At 68.6% G+C, this 17,397-nt stretch carries 16 protein-coding genes and 1 pseudogene; 8 read left to right on the top strand and 9 right to left on the bottom strand.

The genetic code is table 11. From position 1 onward, the window contains the following. The first annotated feature begins 4 nt into the window (after window positions 1–4). A complete protein-coding gene (locus tag AWC03_RS12550) occupies window positions 5–922 on the top strand; it encodes a crotonase/enoyl-CoA hydratase family protein (RefSeq protein WP_085240791.1) in 918 nt (305 codons plus the stop codon). 51 nt (window positions 923–973) lie between these two features. Then, entirely contained in the window at window positions 974–1,420 is a 447-nt protein-coding gene (locus tag AWC03_RS12545) for a DUF5078 domain-containing protein (protein ID WP_085240790.1), read from the top strand. Window positions 1,421–1,482: 62 nt separating this feature from the next. Here AWC03_RS12545 and AWC03_RS12540 read toward each other — a convergent pair whose 3' ends face one another. The 3 genes from AWC03_RS12540 to AWC03_RS12530 form a co-directional block, all read right to left on the bottom strand. Then, on the bottom strand, window positions 1,483–4,413 hold the full coding sequence (locus AWC03_RS12540; RefSeq protein ID WP_085240789.1) for an MMPL/RND family transporter: 2,931 nt from the start codon (window positions 4,411–4,413) through the stop codon (window positions 1,483–1,485). Continuing rightward, window positions 4,410–4,958: an MmpS family transport accessory protein gene (locus AWC03_RS12535; RefSeq protein WP_085240788.1), complete on the bottom strand. Its 549-nt coding sequence runs from the start codon at window positions 4,956–4,958 to the stop codon at window positions 4,410–4,412. Before AWC03_RS12535 ends, AWC03_RS12540 begins: the two co-directional genes overlap by 4 nt. Before the next feature lie 63 nt (window positions 4,959–5,021). Further along, window positions 5,022–5,708, bottom strand: coding sequence for a TetR/AcrR family transcriptional regulator (locus AWC03_RS12530; RefSeq protein ID WP_090420232.1), 687 nt, complete (start codon window positions 5,706–5,708; stop codon window positions 5,022–5,024). Window positions 5,709–5,790: 82 nt separating this feature from the next. Here AWC03_RS12530 and AWC03_RS12525 point away from each other — a divergent pair, with 82 nt between their 5' ends. Further along, window positions 5,791–7,521 carry a cytochrome c biogenesis protein DipZ gene (locus tag AWC03_RS12525; RefSeq protein ID WP_085240786.1) on the top strand — a complete coding sequence of 577 codons (1,731 nt, stop codon included), beginning with the start codon at window positions 5,791–5,793 and terminating at the stop codon, window positions 7,519–7,521. Here the strand turns inward: AWC03_RS12525 and AWC03_RS12520 are convergent. Beyond that, window positions 7,518–8,378: a hypothetical protein gene (locus AWC03_RS12520; RefSeq protein WP_085240785.1), complete on the bottom strand. Its 861-nt coding sequence runs from the start codon at window positions 8,376–8,378 to the stop codon at window positions 7,518–7,520. The genes AWC03_RS12525 and AWC03_RS12520 overlap by 4 nt on opposite strands. Before the next feature lie 18 nt (window positions 8,379–8,396). Beyond that, the gene (locus AWC03_RS12515; protein WP_085240784.1) at window positions 8,397–8,921 is read right to left on the bottom strand and encodes a mycothiol transferase; all 525 of its coding nucleotides are present in this window, start codon (window positions 8,919–8,921) and stop codon (window positions 8,397–8,399) included. Window positions 8,922–8,975: 54 nt separating this feature from the next. Here AWC03_RS12515 and AWC03_RS12510 point away from each other — a divergent pair, with 54 nt between their 5' ends. From AWC03_RS12510 to AWC03_RS12495, 4 genes and pseudogenes are all read left to right on the top strand, one after another. Next, window positions 8,976–10,706, top strand: a complete 1,731-nt coding sequence (locus AWC03_RS12510; protein ID WP_085240783.1) for an N-acyl-D-amino-acid deacylase family protein — start codon at window positions 8,976–8,978, stop codon at window positions 10,704–10,706. 38 nt (window positions 10,707–10,744) lie between these two features. Beyond that, window positions 10,745–11,317: pseudogene (locus tag AWC03_RS12505) on the top strand (capsule stability/integrity protein PPE10); the annotation flags it as partial. A gap of 63 nt (window positions 11,318–11,380) precedes the next feature. After that, window positions 11,381–11,779, top strand: coding sequence for a hypothetical protein (locus AWC03_RS12500; RefSeq protein ID WP_085240781.1), 399 nt, complete (start codon window positions 11,381–11,383; stop codon window positions 11,777–11,779). Window positions 11,780–11,801: 22 nt separating this feature from the next. Beyond that, window positions 11,802–12,251 carry a carboxymuconolactone decarboxylase family protein gene (locus AWC03_RS12495; protein WP_249025870.1) on the top strand — a complete coding sequence of 150 codons (450 nt, stop codon included), beginning with the start codon at window positions 11,802–11,804 and terminating at the stop codon, window positions 12,249–12,251. A 99-nt stretch (window positions 12,252–12,350) separates the two neighbouring features. Here AWC03_RS12495 and AWC03_RS12490 read toward each other — a convergent pair whose 3' ends face one another. The 3 genes from AWC03_RS12490 to AWC03_RS12480 all read right to left on the bottom strand — a co-directional run bounded on the left by AWC03_RS12490 (window position 12,351) and on the right by AWC03_RS12480 (window position 15,683). Beyond that, complete coding sequence (locus AWC03_RS12490; protein ID WP_085240780.1) at window positions 12,351–13,175, bottom strand: SDR family NAD(P)-dependent oxidoreductase; 825 nt, start codon at window positions 13,173–13,175, stop codon at window positions 12,351–12,353. 138 nt (window positions 13,176–13,313) lie between these two features. Further along, entirely contained in the window at window positions 13,314–14,939 is a 1,626-nt protein-coding gene (groL, locus tag AWC03_RS12485; protein ID WP_085240779.1) for a chaperonin GroEL, read from the bottom strand. A 177-nt stretch (window positions 14,940–15,116) separates the two neighbouring features. Continuing rightward, window positions 15,117–15,683 (bottom strand): TetR/AcrR family transcriptional regulator, encoded by a 567-nt coding sequence (locus AWC03_RS12480; protein WP_085240778.1) that lies wholly within the window; start codon window positions 15,681–15,683, stop codon window positions 15,117–15,119. A gap of 103 nt (window positions 15,684–15,786) precedes the next feature. Here AWC03_RS12480 and AWC03_RS12475 point away from each other — a divergent pair, with 103 nt between their 5' ends. Beyond that, complete coding sequence (locus AWC03_RS12475) at window positions 15,787–16,701, top strand: SDR family NAD(P)-dependent oxidoreductase (protein WP_085240777.1); 915 nt, start codon at window positions 15,787–15,789, stop codon at window positions 16,699–16,701. On the opposite strand, the gene AWC03_RS12470 is transcribed toward AWC03_RS12475, so the two are convergent. Continuing rightward, window positions 16,694–17,389: a M24 family metallopeptidase gene (locus tag AWC03_RS12470; protein WP_085240776.1), complete on the bottom strand. Its 696-nt coding sequence runs from the start codon at window positions 17,387–17,389 to the stop codon at window positions 16,694–16,696. The genes AWC03_RS12475 and AWC03_RS12470 overlap by 8 nt on opposite strands. Window positions 17,390–17,397: the final 8 nt, after the last annotated feature.

The raw sequence follows: 17,397 nt of genomic DNA, 5'->3' as shown, positions 1-17,397 counted from the left end.
CGCCATGACCGCACCCGACTTCGAGACGCTGCTGTACACGACGGCCGGCCCGGTCGCCACCATCACGCTGAACCGTCCCGAGCAGCTCAACACCATCGTGCCGCCGATGCCCGACGAGATCGAGGCGGCCGTCGGCCGGGCGGAGCGCGACCCGGCCGTCAAGGTCATCGTGCTGCGCGGCGCCGGCCGCGCCTTCTCCGGCGGCTACGACTTCGGCGGCGGCTTTGCGCACTGGGGCGATTCGATGATGACCGACGGCCGCTGGGATCCGGGCAAGGACTTCGCGATGGTCACCGCCCGCGAGACCGGGCCGACGAGCAAGTTCATGGCCATCTGGCGGGCGTCCAAGCCGGTCATCGCCCAGGTGCACGGCTGGTGCGTCGGCGGGGCCAGCGACTACGCCCTGTGCGCGGACCTGGTCATCGCCAGCGACGACGCGGTGATCGGCACCCCCTACAGCCGGATGTGGGGCGCATACCTGAGCGGGATGTGGCTCTACCGGCTCAGCTTCGCCAAGGCCAAGTGGCATTCGCTGACCGGGCGGCCGCTGACCGGCGCCCAGGCCGCCGAGATCGAGCTGATCAACGAGGCGGTGCCGTTCGAGCGCCTCGAGGCGCGGGTCGCCGAGATCGCCGCCGACCTGGCCCGGATCCCGCTGTCGCAACTGCAGGCGCAGAAGCTGATCGTCAACCAGGCCTACGAGAACATGGGTTTGGCGTCCACCCAGACGCTGGGCGGCATCCTCGACGGCCTGATGCGCAACACCCCCGACGCCCTCGACTTCATCAAGACCGCCGAAGCCCAGGGGGTGCGGGCGGCAGTGGAGCGCCGCGACGGCCCGTTCGGCGATTACAGCCAGGCCCCGCCGGAGCTGCGGCCCGACCCGACGCACGTCATCGTGCCTGATCGCGACCAATGCTGAGCTGAGCTAGGGACTGTCCGCGGCCGGCGAAAAAGTGTTACCGTAACAACTATGTCTCGGCTGAACACCGGCTTGCGCGCAGGCGCCGCCTTCCTCGCCCTCGGCATCGCTGCCGCCGTCTTCCCGAAGACGGCCGTGGCCGACTCCACGGAAGACTTTCCGATTCCGCGCCGCATGATCAACACCACCTGCGACGCCGAGCAGATCATGGCCGCCACCCGCGACACCAGCCCGGTGTACTACCAGCGGTACATGATCGACTTCAACAACCACCCGAACGTCCAGCAGGCGACGATCGACAAGGTGCACTGGTTCTACTCGTTGTCGCCGGAGGACCGCCGCACCTACTCCGAGAACTTCTACAACAACGATCCGCTGTGGTACGCGTGGCCCAACCACATGAAGCTCTTCTTCAACAACAAGGGCGTCGTCGCGAAGGCCACCGATGTGTGCAGCCAGTACCCGCCCGGCGACATGTCGGTGTGGAACTGGGCCTAAAGGCTTAAAAATCCGCGCGCCCCTGAGGGGGACGCGCGGATTTTTTATCTGCACGCGGGCGCTCAGCGCGGCTGTACCACTCCGCCCGCCGGGTGCTCATCGACGTTCTTGAGGAGCAAATCACGCACAGCCGGACGCGGCCCGTACGGTCGCAGCATGGTGCTGGCCGGCCGTGGACGCACGTGCTGCGGCCACCAGAACCAGCGTCCGAGCAGGGTGGCCAGCGACGGCGTCATGAACGACCGCACGATCAAGGTGTCGAACAACAAACCCAGCGCGATCGTCGTACCCACCTGGGCCATCACCAGCAGCGGGCTGAACATGAACGTGGCCATGGTCGCGGCGAACACCAGACCGGCGGAGGTCACCACCGAGCCCGAACCGGCCATCGCACGGATCGTCCCCGTTTTGAGCCCGGCGTGGATTTCCTCCTTGAACCGCGATATCAACAGCAGGTTGTAGTCGGAGCCGACCGCCAGCAGCAGAATGATCGCCATCGCCAGCACCATCCAGTGCAACTTCATGCCCAGGATGTACTGCCATAGGAGCACGGAGAGCCCGAAAGAGGCGCCCAGTGACAACAACACCGTACCGACGATCACGACGGCCGCCACGGCGCTTCGGGTGATCACCAGCATGATGATGAAAATCAATGTGGCGGCGGCAATTCCGGCGATCATCAGGTCGATGTTGGAGCCGTCGTGCATGTCCTTGTACGTCGCGGCGGTGCCGCCGAGGTAGACCTTGGCGCCCTCCCAGGGCGTGCCCTTGATCGCCTCGTGCACGGCCTGCTTGATCGGTTCGATGTGGCTGATGCCTTCGGGGGTCGCCGGGTCGCCCTCATGGGAGATGATCAACCGGACCGCGTGCCCGTCCGGTGAGATGAACTGTTTGAGACCCCGTGCGAAATCCGGGCTCTTGAACGCCTCCGGCGGAAGGTAGAACGTGTCGTCGTTCTTCGCTTTGTCGAAGGCATCGCCCTGGGCGGTGGCATTGTCGGACTGCGCTCTGGCCTGTTCGTTGAGGCCCATGGTGGTTGCGTAGTTCGACATGATGGTGTCGAGGTTGCGCTGCTGACTCTCGATCTGCGGCGGTATCAGCGCCACCAGCTTCGGCTGGATCTGATCCAACTTGTCCAGGTTCGCGCTGAGGTCCACGATGTTCTGGGCCACCTGGTCGATGCCGTCGAGCGCGTTGAAGACCGACCGGAGCGCCCAGCACACCGGAATGTCATAGCAGTGCCTCTCCCAGTAGAAGAAGCTGCGGATCGGCCGGAAGAAGTCGTCGAAGTTGGCGATGTCGTCGCGCAATGCCTCGGTGATCCTCACGGTTTCTTTGGTGAGCCTGGTGGTTTCGTGCGTCGTGTTGCTGAGGTCCTGGGTGACCTGCATCTGCTCGTGCAACGTCGCCATCGTCTTGCGCAGCTCGTCGGCCTGCTTGAGCAGGTTCTTCGCCTGTTCGTCTTGATAGTGCTGGGTCTGGATCCGCGCTGCGGCTTGCGCACCCATCTGAAAACCGAGGGTGCTGTGGTCGAGCGGCGTGCCCAATGGCCGGGTAATGGTCTGCACCCGGCCGATACCGGGAATGTGGAAGACCGCCTTGGCGACCTTGTCCAGGACCAGGAAGTCGGCCGGGTTGCGCAGGTCGTGATCGGTCTCGATCATCAACAGCTCGGGATTGAGCCGAGCCTGGTCGAAGTGCCGGTCCGCGGCGGCATAACCGACGTTGGCCGGGGTGTCCGCCGGCAGGAAGTGGCGTTGGTCGTAGTCCGTCTTGTAACCGGGCAGGGCGAGCAGACCAACCAATGCGACCCCGATGGTCACCGCGAGAACCGGTGCGGGCCAGCGGACGACCGCGGTGCCGATGCGACGCCAGCCCCGGGTCTGCAGCTTGCGCTTCGGGTCGAGCAGCTTGAAGAACGATGCCACCGTCAGGACCGCCGGAGCCAGCGTCAAAGCCGCCAACACCGCGACCAGCATGCCGACCGCACAAGGCACCCCCAGCGACTCGAAGTACGGCAGCCGGCAGAAGCTCAGGCAGTACATCGCGCCGGCGATGGTCAGGCCCGACCCGAGGACGACATGCGCGGTGCTGTGGAACATGGTGTAGAAGGCTTGTTCGCGGGTCTCGCCGAGGCCGCGCGCCTCGTGGTAGCGGCCGACCACGAAGATCGCGTAATCCGTCCCGGCGGCGATCGCCATCAGCACCAGCATGTTGTTGGCGAACGTGGAAAGCCCCATGACGCCGTAGTTACCGAGCGTCGCGACGACGCCCCGAGCCGCGGCCAACTCGATGAACACCATCGCCAGCATGATCAGCATGGTGATGACCGAGCGGTAGACGAACAGCAGCATCACCACGATCACCAAGAAAGTGATGAGAGTGACGATCGCGACGCCCTTCTCGCCCGCGTGGGACTGATCGGCGAACAGCGGACCCGGGCCGGTGACGTAAGCCTTGATTCCCGGCGGCGCGGGCACCGAGTCCACGATCTTGCGGAGGGCCAGGGCAGACTCGTTCGCCTGCCCGCCGCCCATGTTGCCGGCGAGGTAGACCTGGACGTACGCGGCCTTTTGATCGTGGCTCTGGGAACCCGCCGCCGTCAGCGGATCACTCCAGAAATCCTGCACGTGCTGAACGTGTATCTTGTCTTGCTCGGCGCGCCTGACGATCTCGTCGTAGTAGCGGTGTGCTTCGGCCCCGAGTGGCTTGTCGCCCTCCAGCAAGATCATGGCCGAGTTGTCGGAGTTGAACTCTTTGAACGTCGATCCGACTTTCATCATCGACTGAAAGGACGCCGCGGCAGTCGGACTCATCGACACCGAGTGCGTTTTGGCGACGACCTCCAGCTGTGGCGAGATGGTGTTGGTGACGAAGACAATGCCCAACCACACCAGGACGATCGGCAGGGGGAGCCGATGGATCATCCGCGGCAGGAACGGCGGGATCAGCGGCTGATCGACGCGCGGCGGAGCCTCGCTCGGCTCGCTCATGCGGACTTGTCCAGGCAGTAGACGAAGGGATTCACGGTTTCGTTGGAATCCGAGCGATTCGGGGCCTTGATGACGTCACCGTGCCCGTCGTGGTTGTTCACGACGAACCGGCAGGCGATCCAGCTGCCGTCTCCTTGCGCCACCAGGTTTGCCGGGATGCCGGGCTTCGTTGAACTCAATGTTTTGCTCCAGGGCAAGGGCACGTTCAGTGCCTGCTGCGGATGGGTGTTTTCGTCGAGGTAGTTGATGGTTGCGGTGCTGCCCGGTGAGCCCCAGACCTCGAGCGTGATCGTCTTGGCGTTGAACTGGTCGAGGACCTCGCCCGAGGTGCCACCACCGAACGAACCGCTGTGAACGCCGAAGACGCCGTGCAAGCGGTATACGACGAATCCCGACACCGCGACGACGGCTGCGATCGTGAGCACCAGCCAGAAGCGCCCCAAGATCCCCTTTTTCTTGGCGTGCTGCGGGGCGACATTTTTGCCCTCGCCGCCGGCGGAACCCTGCTTCTGCAGCGGCTCGGTTCTCGGCTCAGTCGTCGTCATCGGCGCTTGAAGTCCTTCACTGGTTGCAGTTCGCCAAGCCATGGCGCCCCCTCCCTTCTGCGTTCATTCCGAACCCGACATGAGGCCGATGCACGTCGCGGTCAGCAAGCGGGTGAGGGCGGACGCGAAGTCCAGGTTCCACTCCGGCGGAATCACTTCCGGCTCCTCGGCGTAGGCGTCGGTCAGGCGCTCCGGTGGGTTGGCGACCTGCCACAGCGTCGCCGCCAGCGAGTACGCGGCCAGCAGGATGTCCAGCGACCCCGAGCGGCCGAGTTCCGGCAGCGCACTCTCGATGGATTCGGCGAGCGAGAGCGTGGCGGCGGTGCTGATCCGCTTGACCTCGACGACCCGCTCCGCGTCGACCTCGTGTTCGAGGTGCAGGTGCAGGTTGGCCAGCAGGTCGCAGAACAGCGGGTCGTCGGCCAGGGCTTCGGCCAGCGTCTCGGCGATTCTCGACGGCGACTTCGGCCCGGGCTCGGCCAGCTTGTCGGACACGGTGGTCGACCAGCGCACCCACCCTTCGGCGGACAGGTGCAGCAGGACTTCCTTGTGCGAGCTGAAGTAGCGGCGGACCGCGGAGTAGTGAATGCCGGCCCGGCTGGCGACGGCGGTCAGGGTGACCGAGGCGACGCCCGTCTCGAGCGCCAGCGAGCGCGCGGCTTCCACGAGTGCCTCCGCACGTTGGCGCTTCTTCTCCTCGGTGCGGGCGCGCTGGAAGGTGAGTTGCGCCACCGGCAGAGCGTAACGCACATGGTGTGATTTGTATAACGCACGGGACGTGATTTGTGCCCGATCACTGAACCGTTCGCGGCGGGGAAAGGTGTATATGGGTATGCACACCATCGCGCTCATCGGCTTCGTCGGCGGCCTCATCACCGGCATCTCGCCGTGCATCCTGCCGGTGCTGCCGGTGCTCCTGCTATCGGGCGCGGGCAGCACCCGGGGGATCAGCGCCGCCGCACGGCCCTACCTGGTGATCGCCGGCCTGGTGTGCAGCTTCTCCGTGGCCACGCTGGTCGGCTCCGGTTTGCTGACGGCGCTGCATCTGCCGCAGGATGCGATCCGGTGGGCGGCCCTGGTGGTGTTGGTGCTGATCGGCCTGGGATTGATCTTCCCGCCGTTGCAGCACCTGATCGAGCGACCGTTCGCGTACCTGCCGCAGCGTCAAATCGGCGCCAACGCAGACGGTTTCGGGCTCGGCCTGGCGCTGGGCGCGCTGTATGTGCCCTGCGCGGGCCCGGTGCTCGCGGCGATCGTGGTCGCCGGCGGCACGCAATCGATCGGGCCCGGCGCGCTGGTGTTGACCGGGACGTTCGCGCTGGGCAATGCGCTGCCGCTGCTGGCATTCGCCCTCGCCGGGCGGCGCGTCGCCGAACGCGTCGCCGCGTTCCGCCGCCGCCGGCGCGCGATTCAGGTCGCCGGCGGGATCATGATGGTGGTGCTGGCCGTGGCGCTGGTCTTCAACCTGCCGGCGATGTTGCAGCGCGCCATCCCCGACTACACCACGGCGATGCAGAGCAAGATCGGCGCCGACGACCTCCAGCGCACGCTGAACCCCGCCCCGGCGTCGCCGCCGCCCGGATCGAGCGGCTTGCGGCTGAGCCCGACCGGGGCGAGCGCCACCGGCGCGCTGACCGACTGCCTGGACGGCGCCACCCAGTTGCAGCAGTGCGGCCCCGCCCCCGCCATCGCCGGCATCGCCGAGTGGCTGAACACCCCGGACGGCCAACCGCTCGACCGGGCGGCGGTGCGCGGCAAAGTGGTCCTCGTCGACTTCTGGGCCTACTCCTGCATCAATTGCCAGCGCGCGATCCCGCATGTCGTGGACTGGTACAACCGCTACCGCGACAGCGGATTCGTCGTCGTCGGCGTGCACACCCCCGAGTACGCCTTCGAACGGGTCCCGTCCAACGTGGCCAGCGGCGCCGCCGGACTGCACATCACCTACCCTGTCGCGCTCGACAACGACTACACGACCTGGAACAACTTCTCGAACCTGTACTGGCCGGCCGAGTACCTGATCGACGCCAACGGAACGGTCCGGCACACCAAATTCGGGGAGGGCGACTACGACGGGACCGAGAAGCTCATCCGCGACCTATTGGTCGACGCCCACCCCGGCGCCCAACTGCCCGCGGCGACGCGGGCGCCCGACACCACCCCGCAGACTCGGCTAACGCCCGAGACCTACCTTGGCGTCGAGCGGGCCGGAAACTACGGCGGCACAGGCGATTACAAGGCGGGCACCGCGACGTTCGACTACCCGCCGCAGTTGGCCGGCGACAGGTTCGCGCTAGCCGGACGGTGGAAGCTCGACGACCAGGGCGCCACCGCCGACAGCGACGACGCGGCCATCCGGCTGGACTACACCGCCAAGGACGTCTACGTCGTCGCCGGCGGCACGGGCACTCTCACGGTGACCCGGGACGGCAAGAGCACCACGACGGCGATCGGCGGACCGCCCAACCTGCACCAGATCGTGGCCGACGAAGCCGCGCGCAGCGACCGGCTCGACATGCGGGTCAGCCCTGGGCTGCAAGTCTTTTCGTTCACCTTCGGCTAGCTCGCGGGCGTCTTGCGCAGGCCGCCCAGCATGGCGACGAGCACGCCGGCGACCGCCAGGGCCACGCCGGTGAGCAGCGTCAGGTTGAGCCACTGGTGCAGGCTCGCCTCGGCGTGGCCGGCCATGGCCTCGGCGATACGGCGGATGTCGCCGGTGGTGTGGTTGAGCGCGGCGCCGACGTAGCGGCGGCCGACCTCGATGCCCGCCCATCCGCCCGCGCCGACCAGCAGCGCGCAGACCCCCAGGCTGGTGAGCGCCTTGCCGCGGCGCCGGGCGGTGGCCAGCGTCAGCACGGCGCAGACCACGCTGAGGGCCGCCGCGCCGACGCTCACCCACGGCCCCCAGGTGGCGAGCGGGCTGAGCCGGCCCGGCCGCAGCGATCGCGGCGCCGACGCCGTCAGCGGAACGCTCAGCGTCGCAGGCACTTCCACGTTGTGGCTGCTCAGTATCCGCGCCACCGACTCGTCCTGCAGCATCGGCGCCACATCGATCGCCCACGATCCGCCGGCCCCGTCGGCGCTGAACAACCAGCGGTGCGCCGCCCGGTTGGCCCGGGCGAACAGCGCCGGAAAGGCCGGCCCGGCGGTGAACGCGGCGGCGGCCCGGTGCAGCTGCGCGGCGTCGACCGCTCGGCGTCCCCCGGTGCGATCCGCGATGAGGGCGAGCGCGCGGTTGGTCAGTTCGTCCGCGGCCGCGGACTGCAGCGCGGGATCGCCGGCGGCCCGCTGGGCCAGCGCGGCGTAGCCGGCCTCGCTGACGACGTTGCACTGCAGCCACGCCGCCGGGACCGCCACGGCCAGCGCGACGGTGGTCGCCAGCCACAGCACCACCCGAAAGACCGCGGACAGGAATCGCACGCTGCGAAAACCCAAGCCCTACGGCGCGATTCCGCGAACGTAGGCGGCCTGGCCCAGGTGCTGGGCGCAGTCGTCGATGATGCTCACCAACCGCGCGCTGGCCGTCACCGGCGGGTCCCAGTTGGTGTCGACCACCCGCTCCAGCTCGGCGGCGGTCACGCCGGCGACGTACTCGAGGGTGAGCTTGTGCACCGCGTGGTAGTAGCCCGACAGCAGGTCCACGGGCGCCCTGACCTTGCCGACCTGCTCGGGGCCGTGCCCGTAGCCGGTGTCGTTGCGCGGCAGGTCGAGCCCGAACCGGTCCACCCAGCCGTCGCGCAGCCACACCTGCTCGACGCCGGCCACGTCGGCCAGCTGGATGTCCTGCACCCGCGCGCTGTGCCACAGCAACCAGGCGATGCTGTTGGCGTCCGGGGTGACTCGATAGTTGGCGACCTCCTCGGTCAGCCCGTCGGCGATCCCGTCGACGTGTTCGATCAACCGGGTGAAGGAGTCGCGGAGCAGTTCTTGGGCGGCGGAGTCGGGGCTGGAGGTGTTGGCCATACCAGCGACATTAGATCCTGGCACCACCGGCGGGCGCGGTCGTAGATTATTTGGATGACCTACGACCTCATCATCCGCAACGGCACCATCGTCGACGGGCTGGGCGGTGAGCCGATCGTCGGCGACGTCGCGGTGAAAGACGGCATCATTGAGGCGGTCGGACACGTCAACGGCCACACCGCCGCACGCGAAATCGACGCCACCGGGCTGCTCGTCACGCCGGGCTTCGTCGACCTGCACACCCACTACGACGGCCAGTCCATCTGGTCGGAACGCCTCACGCCGTCGTCGGCGCACGGGGTGACCACCGTGGTCATGGGCAACTGCGGGGTGGGCTTCGCCCCGTGCCGGCAGGAGGACCACGACGTGCTCGTCGACGTGATGGCCGGCGTGGAGGACATCCCCGGCGTCGTCATGACCGACGGCCTGCCCTGGACGTGGGAGACGTTCCCCGAATACCTGGACGCGCTGGACGCCGGCCGACGTGACATCGACGTCGCCGCGTACCTGCCGCACTCCCCGCTGCGGGTCTACGTGATGGGCGAGCGCGGCGCCAACCGCGAGCCGGCCACCGCCGAGGACCTGGCGAAGATGCGGGCGCTGGCCAAGGAGGCGATCGAGGTCGGGGCGCTGGGCTTCGCGTCGTCGCGGCTGACCATCCACAAAACGGAAAGCGGTTCGCCCATCCCGAGTTACGACGCGGCGCGCGAGGAGATCGAGGAGATCGCCCGCGGTGTCGTCGACGGGGGCGGGGGCCTGCTGCAGTTCGTGCCGGACATCCCGTCGGGGGGCTACGAACCGGTGCTGCAGATGGTGTTCGACGTGGCCGAGGATGTCGGCCTGCCGCTCACGTTCACGCTCGTGGTCGCCAACGCCGGCGACCCGACGTGGCCGGACGCCATCACCATGATCGAGAAGGCCAACGCGGCCGGGGGCGACATCACCGCGCAGCTGCTGCCGCGACCGATCGGGTTGATCATCGGGCTGCAGCTGTCCGCCAACCCGTTCGTGCTCTACCCGAGCTACCGGGAGATCGCGCACCTGCCGCTGGCCGAGCGGGTCGCCGAGATGCGCAAGCCGGAGGTGCGCGCCCGCATCCTGGCCGACAAGCCCGGCGTCGGTCACCCGATCCTCTACGTGGCGCAGATGTGGGACTGGATCTTCCCGCTGGGTGACAACCCGGACTACGAGCCGGACCCGTCGACCAGCATCGGGGCCCGGGCCCGCGCCCGCGGGGTCGACCCGATGGAGGAGGCCTACGACCGGCTGCTCGACGACGAGGGCCGCGCCATGCTGTTGGTGGCCACCAGCAACCTGCAGGGCAATTCGCTGGACACCGTCGGCGAGCTGCTGCACCGCGACGACGTGGTCCTGGGGCTCGGCGACGGCGGCGCGCACTACGGGATGATCTGCGACGCCAGCTATTCGACGTACTTCCTGGCGCACTGGGCCCGCGACCGCAAGTCCGGGCGGTTCACCGTGCCGGAGGCGGTCCGCGAACTCACCTCGGTGCCGGCCCGCATCGCCGGGCTGGGCGACCGCGGCCGCATCGCCGTCGGGTACAAGGCCGACCTGAACGTCATCGATCACGCCGCGCTGCGGCTGCACAAGCCGGTCATCAGCTACGACCTGCCCGCCGGCGGGCGGCGCCTGGACCAGACCGCCGACGGGTACGTCGCCACCGTCGTCGCCGGCGAGGTGATCGCGGAAAACGGCGTGCCGACCGACGCCCGCCCCGGCAGATTGGTCCGTGGGCGGCAGCCCCGGCCAGCAGCCCGGCAATAACGCCACCGCAACGGCCGGATCCCGGGTAAGTTAAGCCGGTGACGAGCCCGCATTTTGCGTGGTTGCCGCCAGAAATCAACTCGGCACGAATCCATTCGGGTCCCGGAGCCGGGCCGTTGCTTGCTGCCGCGGAAGCCTGGGACGGCCTTGCCGAGGACCTGGCATCGTCAGCATCGTCGTTTTCTTCGGTCACGTCAAACCTTGCCAACGGGTCCTGGCAGGGCCCGTCGTCGGCGGCGATGATGGCCCTCGCCACGCATTATGTGAGCTGGCTCAGCGCCGCGGCGGCGCAGGCGGAGGCGGTGTCCAGTCAGGCCTCGGCCGTCGCGGCCGCGTTCGAGGGTGCCCTGGCGGCGACGGTCCAGCCGGCGGTGGTCGCGGCCAACCGCGCCCTGGCGCAGGCGCTGGCGGCCAGCAATCATCTGGGTCAGAACACCCCCGCGATCGCCGACATCGAGGCCGCCTATGACCAGATGTGGGCGTCGGACGTCGCGGCGATGTACGGGTACCACGCCGACGCGTCGGCGGCCGTGGAGAAATTGGCGCCCTGGCAGCAGGTCCTGCAGAACCTCGGTTTCCACTTCAGCAGCAGCGGCCAGCTGACATTCGGCCTGCCGGCGGCGCGGGTTCCGCGCACGCTGTAGCGGCCCGGCCCGCGCCTATCCTGGAGCACCATGCGCACCAAGAAGAGGGTGGACATCGAGCGGCTGGGGGCGGCTCTCCCCGGCTACCCGTACGCCTACCTGGTCACGGTGGACGACGACTATCGCGTGCACACCGTGACGGTCGAGCCGCAAATGCGCGAGGCGCGGATCGACGTCGGTCTGATCGGCGGTCGCACGCAGCAGAATCTGGCCCGGCGCCGCGACGTCACCCTGCTGTGGCCCCCGACGGAGCCCGGCGGCTATTCGCTGATCGTCGACGGCGCCGCGGAGGTGACCCCGGCCGGGGATGCCGTCCGCCTCGAGGTGACGCCCACCCGCGCGCTGCTGCACCGCGATGCCGACCCCGATTCGCCGGAGGCGGCCAAGGGCTGCCTGCACGACTGCGTGGTGTTCTCGCTGCCGGGTTAGGGCGCGCCGTACAGTCTCATCCGTGAGCCGCGTCGCACCGCTCGCCCCGCCGTGGAGCGAGGAAGATGCCGCCGGAATCAACAGCTGGGGTCATCCGGACCGCAGCTATGAGCCGCTGCTGCTGGTGCGCTGCCTGCAGCGCCACCCGGCGCTGGCCACCCGGTTGCGCAAGCTCGGTGAATCGCTCTATGTCGCAGCGCTTTTGCCGGCCCGAGTCCGAACGATCGCGATCCTGCGCATCTGTGCGCTGGTCGGTTGCGAGTACGAATGGGGCGGGCAGGCGGCGTTCTGGGGCCCGATCGCGGGCGTCAGCGACGACGAGTGCGACGCGCTGGTCACCAGCGACGCCGACGATCCGCGGTGGAGTCCGGCCGAGCGAACGCTGATCGGGGCGGTGGACGAGCTCGAGGCCACCGGCTCGTGGTCGGAGGCGACCTGGACGGCGTTGGGCCGCAACCTCAGTGACGAGTAGCGGATCGAATTGCTCACCGCAGTCGGCTGGTATCGCACCATCTGCACGCTGTGCAACGCGCTCGCGCTTGACGTGGAGGGCTGGATGCGGCGCTGGCCCTCAGCTCGCTGACCGGTCCCTTTTGAGGCCCGGATGCTGGTTCTTCAACAGCGGCAGCAGCACCCGTCGCGGCATGAACTGGAAAAGCCGGGTGGAGAGCCGGCTCGGCAGCCCGGCGATGACCGTGCCGCGGTCATGCTCGAGCGCGTCGACCCCGGTGCGCGCCACGTCGCGCGACGGCATCCACATGAACTTCGGGAAGGCGTCGGCGAATGTGCGCTCGTCCATGCCGGCGTTCTTGAGGAACTCGGTGCGCACCGGCCCCGGGCACAGCAGCGCGACGGTGACACCGGTGCCGGCGAGCTCACCGCGCACCCCCTCGGTGTAGGTCTTCACGAACGCCTTCGTGGCGGCGTAGCCCGCTTGCCCCGGGAAGGGGTGGTAGCCCGCGGTGGATCCGACGTTGAGGATCGCGCCGCGGCCGCGTGGCACCATCCGCTGCACGGCGCGGGTGGTCAGGTCGATGACCGCCTCGACGTTGACCCGCACCTGGGCGATCTCGTCGTCGACGCGCGTCTTCGCCACCGAGCCGATGGTGCCGATGCCGGCGTTGTTGACGAGGATGTCGGTGGTCAGCCCGCGGCGCTCCACCTCGTCGAGGAGGCCGGCGCGGGCTGTCGCGTCCGCGATATCGCAGGCGATCACTTCGACGCGCACACTTTGCGCCAGTTCTTCGGCCAGCTCCCGCAGCCGGTCTTCGCGGCGGGCGACCAGTGTGACGCCGTGGCCGCGGTCGGCCAGCTCGCGCGCGATGTCGGCCCCGATGCCCGACGATGCGCCGGTCACGACGGCGGTGCTGGTGGGCGAGGGGGTCGGAAGGGCCACGCGGTCAAACGTACAAGGCGGGCCAGCGCCGAACGTGAAACCGGGGCGGAAAAGTCGCCGAAATCCCGCCCTGAGCTCACGCTCGGCGGACACGAAAAAGCCCGGCCTGCAAAGCAGACCGGGCTTTTCGTTGACTTCCTAGAAGTCCATCCCGCCCATTCCGCCGGTCGGGTCGCCCGCGGGAGCGGCCGCCTTCTCCGGCTTGTCGGCGACGACGGCCTCGGTGGTCAGGAACAGCGCCGCGATGGACGCCGCGTTCTGCAGCGCCGAGCGGGTCACCTTCACCGGGTCGGCAACGCCGGCCTTGAGCAGGTCCTCGTACTCACCGGTGGCGGCGTTCAGGCCGGTACCGGCGGGCGAGTTGCGGACCTTCTCGGCCACCACTCCGGGCTCCAGGCCACCATTGAAGGCGATCTGCTTCAGCGGAGCCTCGAGCGCCACCCGCACGATGTTGACGCCGGTCGCCTCGTCGCCGGACAGCTTCAGCTCGTCCAGGGCCGGGGCCGCGTGCAGCAGGGCCACGCCACCACCGGCGACGATGCCCTCCTCGACGGCCGCCTTGGCGTTGCGGACCGCGTCCTCGATGCGGTGCTTGCGCTCCTTGAGCTCCACCTCGGTGGCGGCGCCGGCCTTGATCACCGCAACACCGCCGGCCAGCTTGGCCAGTCGCTCCTGCAGCTTCTCGCGGTCGTAGTCGGAGTCGCTGTTCTCGATCTCCTGGCGGATCTGGGCCACGCGCCCGGCGATGGCGTCGGTGTCACCGGCGCCCTCGACGATGGTGGTCTCGTCCTTGGTGACGACGACCTTGCGGGCCTTGCCGAGCAGGGCGACGTCGGCGCTCTCCAGCGACAGGCCGACCTCCTCGCTGATCACCTGGCCACCGGTGAGGATCGCCATGTCCTGCAGCATCGCCTTGCGGCGGTCACCGAAGCCGGGGGCCTTGACCGCCACCGACTTGAAGGTGCCGCGGATCTTGTTGACGACCAGGGTGGAAAGCGCCTCGCCCTCGACGTCCTCGGCGATGATCAGCAGCGGCTTGCCGGCCTGGATGACCTTCTCCAACAGCGGCAGCAGGTCCTTGACCGTCGACACCTTCGAGCTGACCAGCAGGATGTAGGGGTCCTCCAGGACCGCTTCCTGCCGCTCGGCGTCGGTGACGAAGTAGCCCGAGATGTAGCCCTTGTCGAACCGCATGCCCTCGGTGAGCTCGAGCTGCAGGCCGAAGGTGTTGGACTCCTCGACGGTGATGACGCCCTCGTTGCCGACCTTGTCCATCGCCTCGGCGATCAGGTCACCGATCGACTGGTCGCCCGCGGAAATCGCCGCGGTGGCGGCGATCTGGTCCTTGGTCTCGACCTCCTTGGCCGACTTGAGCAGGGTCTCGGTGACCTTCTCGACCGCCTTCTCGATGCCGCGCTTGAGGCTCAGCGGGTTGGCGCCCGCCGCGACGTTGCGCAGGCCCTCCTTGACCAGCGCCTGGGCCAGCACCGTGGCCGTCGTCGTGCCGTCACCGGCGACGTCGTCGGTCTTCTTGGCGACTTCCTTGACCAGCTCGGCGCCGATCTTCTCGTACGGGTCCTCCAGCTCGATCTCCTTGGCGATGGACACACCATCGTTGGTGATCGTGGGGGCGCCCCACTTCTTCTCCAGGACGACGTTGCGGCCCTTGGGACCCAACGTCACCTTTACCGCGTCGGCGAGGGCGTTGAGCCCCCGCTCGAGGCCGCGACGGGCCTCTTCGTCATAAGCGATGATCTTGGACATTGCGAAGTGAATCCTCCGGTTGGGGGTTACACGTCTTTGGCCGGACGCAGTGCCCGCGACGGACGACCGCAGCTGTGTTCGGCTTCGGTCTCACCGTCCCGACCTAGCACTCACTGGTCGCGAGTGCCAAAGTCATTCTTAGCACTCGCCTATGCCGAGTGCAAGAACAGTTGTCCCCTATCGCGGCGGGCGTAAACCGTCGATGACGACGCCGGTCGCCCGCTCGGCCAGCGCCGAGTCGTACGCCTGCATCGCCTGGCATCCGACGAGGATCGCCTTCACATCCCGCATGTCGATGTCCCGCCGCGCCGTGCCCGCTTCCTGCGCGGCGCGCAGCAGCTCGCCGAGCATCGCCTTGAAGGCGTCTTCCGCCTCGGGCGCGGCGCAGGCGACGTCGATCCCGTAGCCGGCCAGGGCGTCGACCAGGCCGCGGTCCGCGGCCCCCCACTGCAACACCAGCGAACGCAGGAAGGCGAAGAGCGCCTCCCCCGGGCCCTCGGACTCCAACAGGGCGCGCCCGTCGTCGACCATCCTGCCCATGCGGTCCGCGATGACCGCGGTGAACAGCGCCTCCTTCGTCGGGAAGTGCCGGTAGACGGTGCCGGCCCCGACCCCGGCACGCCGGGCGATCTCGTCGATCGGCACGGACAAGCCCTCGGCCGCAAAGGTTTCGTAGGCCACGTCCAGCACGCGGGCGCGGTTGCGCGCCGCGTCGGCGCGCAACGGCCGTGTCGGTTGCGCCATCTGTTCTTCACCATCCAGCCGTTGACAAAACGGGGCGCACGTTCCGTATAGTAGGGCAACCGGAGCGCTCGCCCCGTTTATCTTAATAGGTTAGGAGCCTTCCATGGCCAAATGGACCGCAGCGGACATCCCCGACCAGGCCGGCCGCGTCGCCGTCATCACCGGGGCCAACACCGGCCTGGGTTACGAGACCGCCGCCGCGCTGGCCGACCACGGCGCCCGCGTCGTGCTGGCCGTGCGCAACCTGGACAAGGGCAAGGACGCCGCCGCCCGGATCGCCGCCAAGAGCCCCGGCGCCGACGTGGTGCTGCAGGAGCTCGACCTGACGTCGCTGGACTCCGTCCGCGCGGCGGCCGAACGGCTCAAGTCCGACTACGACCACATCGACCTGCTGATCAACAACGCCGGCGTCATGTACACGCCGAAGGAAACCACCAAGGACGGCTTCGAGCTGCAGTTCGGCACCAACCACCTGGGCCACTTCGCGCTCACCGGCCTGCTGCTGGAGCGGCTGCTGCCGGTCCCCGGATCGCGGGTCGTGACGGTGAGCAGCATGGGCCACCGCATCCTCGCCGACATCCACTTCGACGACCTGCAGTGGGAGCGCTCTTACAACCGGGTCGCAGCCTATGGGCAGGCCAAGCTGGCCAACCTGCTGTTCACCTACGAACTGCAGCGCAAGCTCGCCCCCCACGGCACGACGATCGCCGCCGCCGCCCACCCCGGCGGGTCGAACACCGAGCTGGGCCGCTACACGCCCACGGTGTTCCGGCCGCTCGTCAACGTGTTCTTCTCGGTGATCGCTCAGGACGCGGCCATGGGCGCCCTTCCCACGCTGCGGGCCGCGACCGACCCGGGCGTGCTCGGCGGCCAGTACTACGGCCCCGACGGATTCGCCGAGACCCGCGGCTATCCCAAGCTCGTCGGGTCCAGCGAGAAGTCCCACGACGTCGACATGCAGCGGCGGTTGTGGGCGGTGTCGGAGGAACTCACCGGCGTCACGTATCCCCTCAACTGAGGTCGAGCAGCTGCTCGTAGAAGCCGCCGAAGCCGCGGGCCCGGTCGGCCAGGTGGATCTCCAGGATCCAATGGCAGACGCGGCCGGCCGGGTCCGTGCGCCGCATCGGCCTGTTCGACCCGGGCGCGATGTACCACTGGACGCCCGGGCCGGCGATCTTGCGGTGCGGGAACTCCCCGACCAGGTGCCCGGCGATGGAGCTGGCGAAGTCGAAACCCTCGGCGTGCGCGACGCCGACGACGAAGTCGTACAGCTCGGCCCCGGTGACGTCCGGGTGCTCGTCGAAGTACTCGCGGCCGGCCTGCCACACCCGGGGCAGCGCGTCGCGGAGCGACGTTTTGTCCGGGTCGTCGCCGAGCACGAAGGTGCGGCCGAAGTCGGCCTCCCACTCGGCGAAGATGGGCCCCAGGTCGAGGAAGACGACGTCGCCGTCGGCGACGACCCGGTCCGGCGGCCGCTCGTTGAACGGTTGCAGCGTGTTCTCCCCCGCCCGCACGATCCGCCGGTGCCAGTGCCGGGTGACGCCGAGCAGCTCCGCGGCGAGTTCGTTGATCTCGTCGGACAGCTGCATCTCCGAGACGCCCGGGCGGATCATGGCGCGCCGCTCGATCTCGTCGAACAGCCGCTCCGCCCCGGCCTGCGCGTCCAGCAGCCGTTCCACCCGCACCTGTTCGTCCGCCCCCTGCACACCGGCGA

It is taken from the genome of Mycobacterium europaeum, assembly GCF_002102155.1.
In the GTDB taxonomy this organism is placed as follows: Bacteria; Actinomycetota; Actinomycetes; order Mycobacteriales; family Mycobacteriaceae; genus Mycobacterium; species Mycobacterium europaeum.
The sequence above is the reverse complement of the archived record's forward strand: the minus strand, read 5'-3'. Positions and strand labels throughout refer to the sequence as shown.

What these genes read in the sequence shown, in the direction of transcription:
- AWC03_RS12550 (WP_085240791.1), top strand. Translation starts at nt 5, where the DNA reads ATGACCGCACCCGACTTCGAGACGCTGCTGTACACGACGGCCGGCCCG.
- AWC03_RS12545 (WP_085240790.1), top strand. Translation starts at nt 974, where the DNA reads ATGTCTCGGCTGAACACCGGCTTGCGCGCAGGCGCCGCCTTCCTCGCC.
- AWC03_RS12540 (WP_085240789.1), bottom strand. Translation starts at nt 4,413, where the DNA reads ATGAGCGAGCCGAGCGAGGCTCCGCCGCGCGTCGATCAGCCGCTGATC.
- AWC03_RS12535 (WP_085240788.1), bottom strand. Translation starts at nt 4,958, where the DNA reads ATGACGACGACTGAGCCGAGAACCGAGCCGCTGCAGAAGCAGGGTTCC.
- AWC03_RS12525 (WP_085240786.1), top strand. Translation starts at nt 5,791, where the DNA reads ATGCACACCATCGCGCTCATCGGCTTCGTCGGCGGCCTCATCACCGGC.
- AWC03_RS12515 (WP_085240784.1), bottom strand. Translation starts at nt 8,921, where the DNA reads ATGGCCAACACCTCCAGCCCCGACTCCGCCGCCCAAGAACTGCTCCGC.
- AWC03_RS12510 (WP_085240783.1), top strand. Translation starts at nt 8,976, where the DNA reads ATGACCTACGACCTCATCATCCGCAACGGCACCATCGTCGACGGGCTG.
- AWC03_RS12500 (WP_085240781.1), top strand. Translation starts at nt 11,381, where the DNA reads ATGCGCACCAAGAAGAGGGTGGACATCGAGCGGCTGGGGGCGGCTCTC.
- groL (WP_085240779.1), bottom strand. Translation starts at nt 14,939, where the DNA reads ATGTCCAAGATCATCGCTTATGACGAAGAGGCCCGTCGCGGCCTCGAG.
- AWC03_RS12480 (WP_085240778.1), bottom strand. Translation starts at nt 15,683, where the DNA reads ATGGCGCAACCGACACGGCCGTTGCGCGCCGACGCGGCGCGCAACCGC.
- AWC03_RS12475 (WP_085240777.1), top strand. Translation starts at nt 15,787, where the DNA reads ATGGCCAAATGGACCGCAGCGGACATCCCCGACCAGGCCGGCCGCGTC.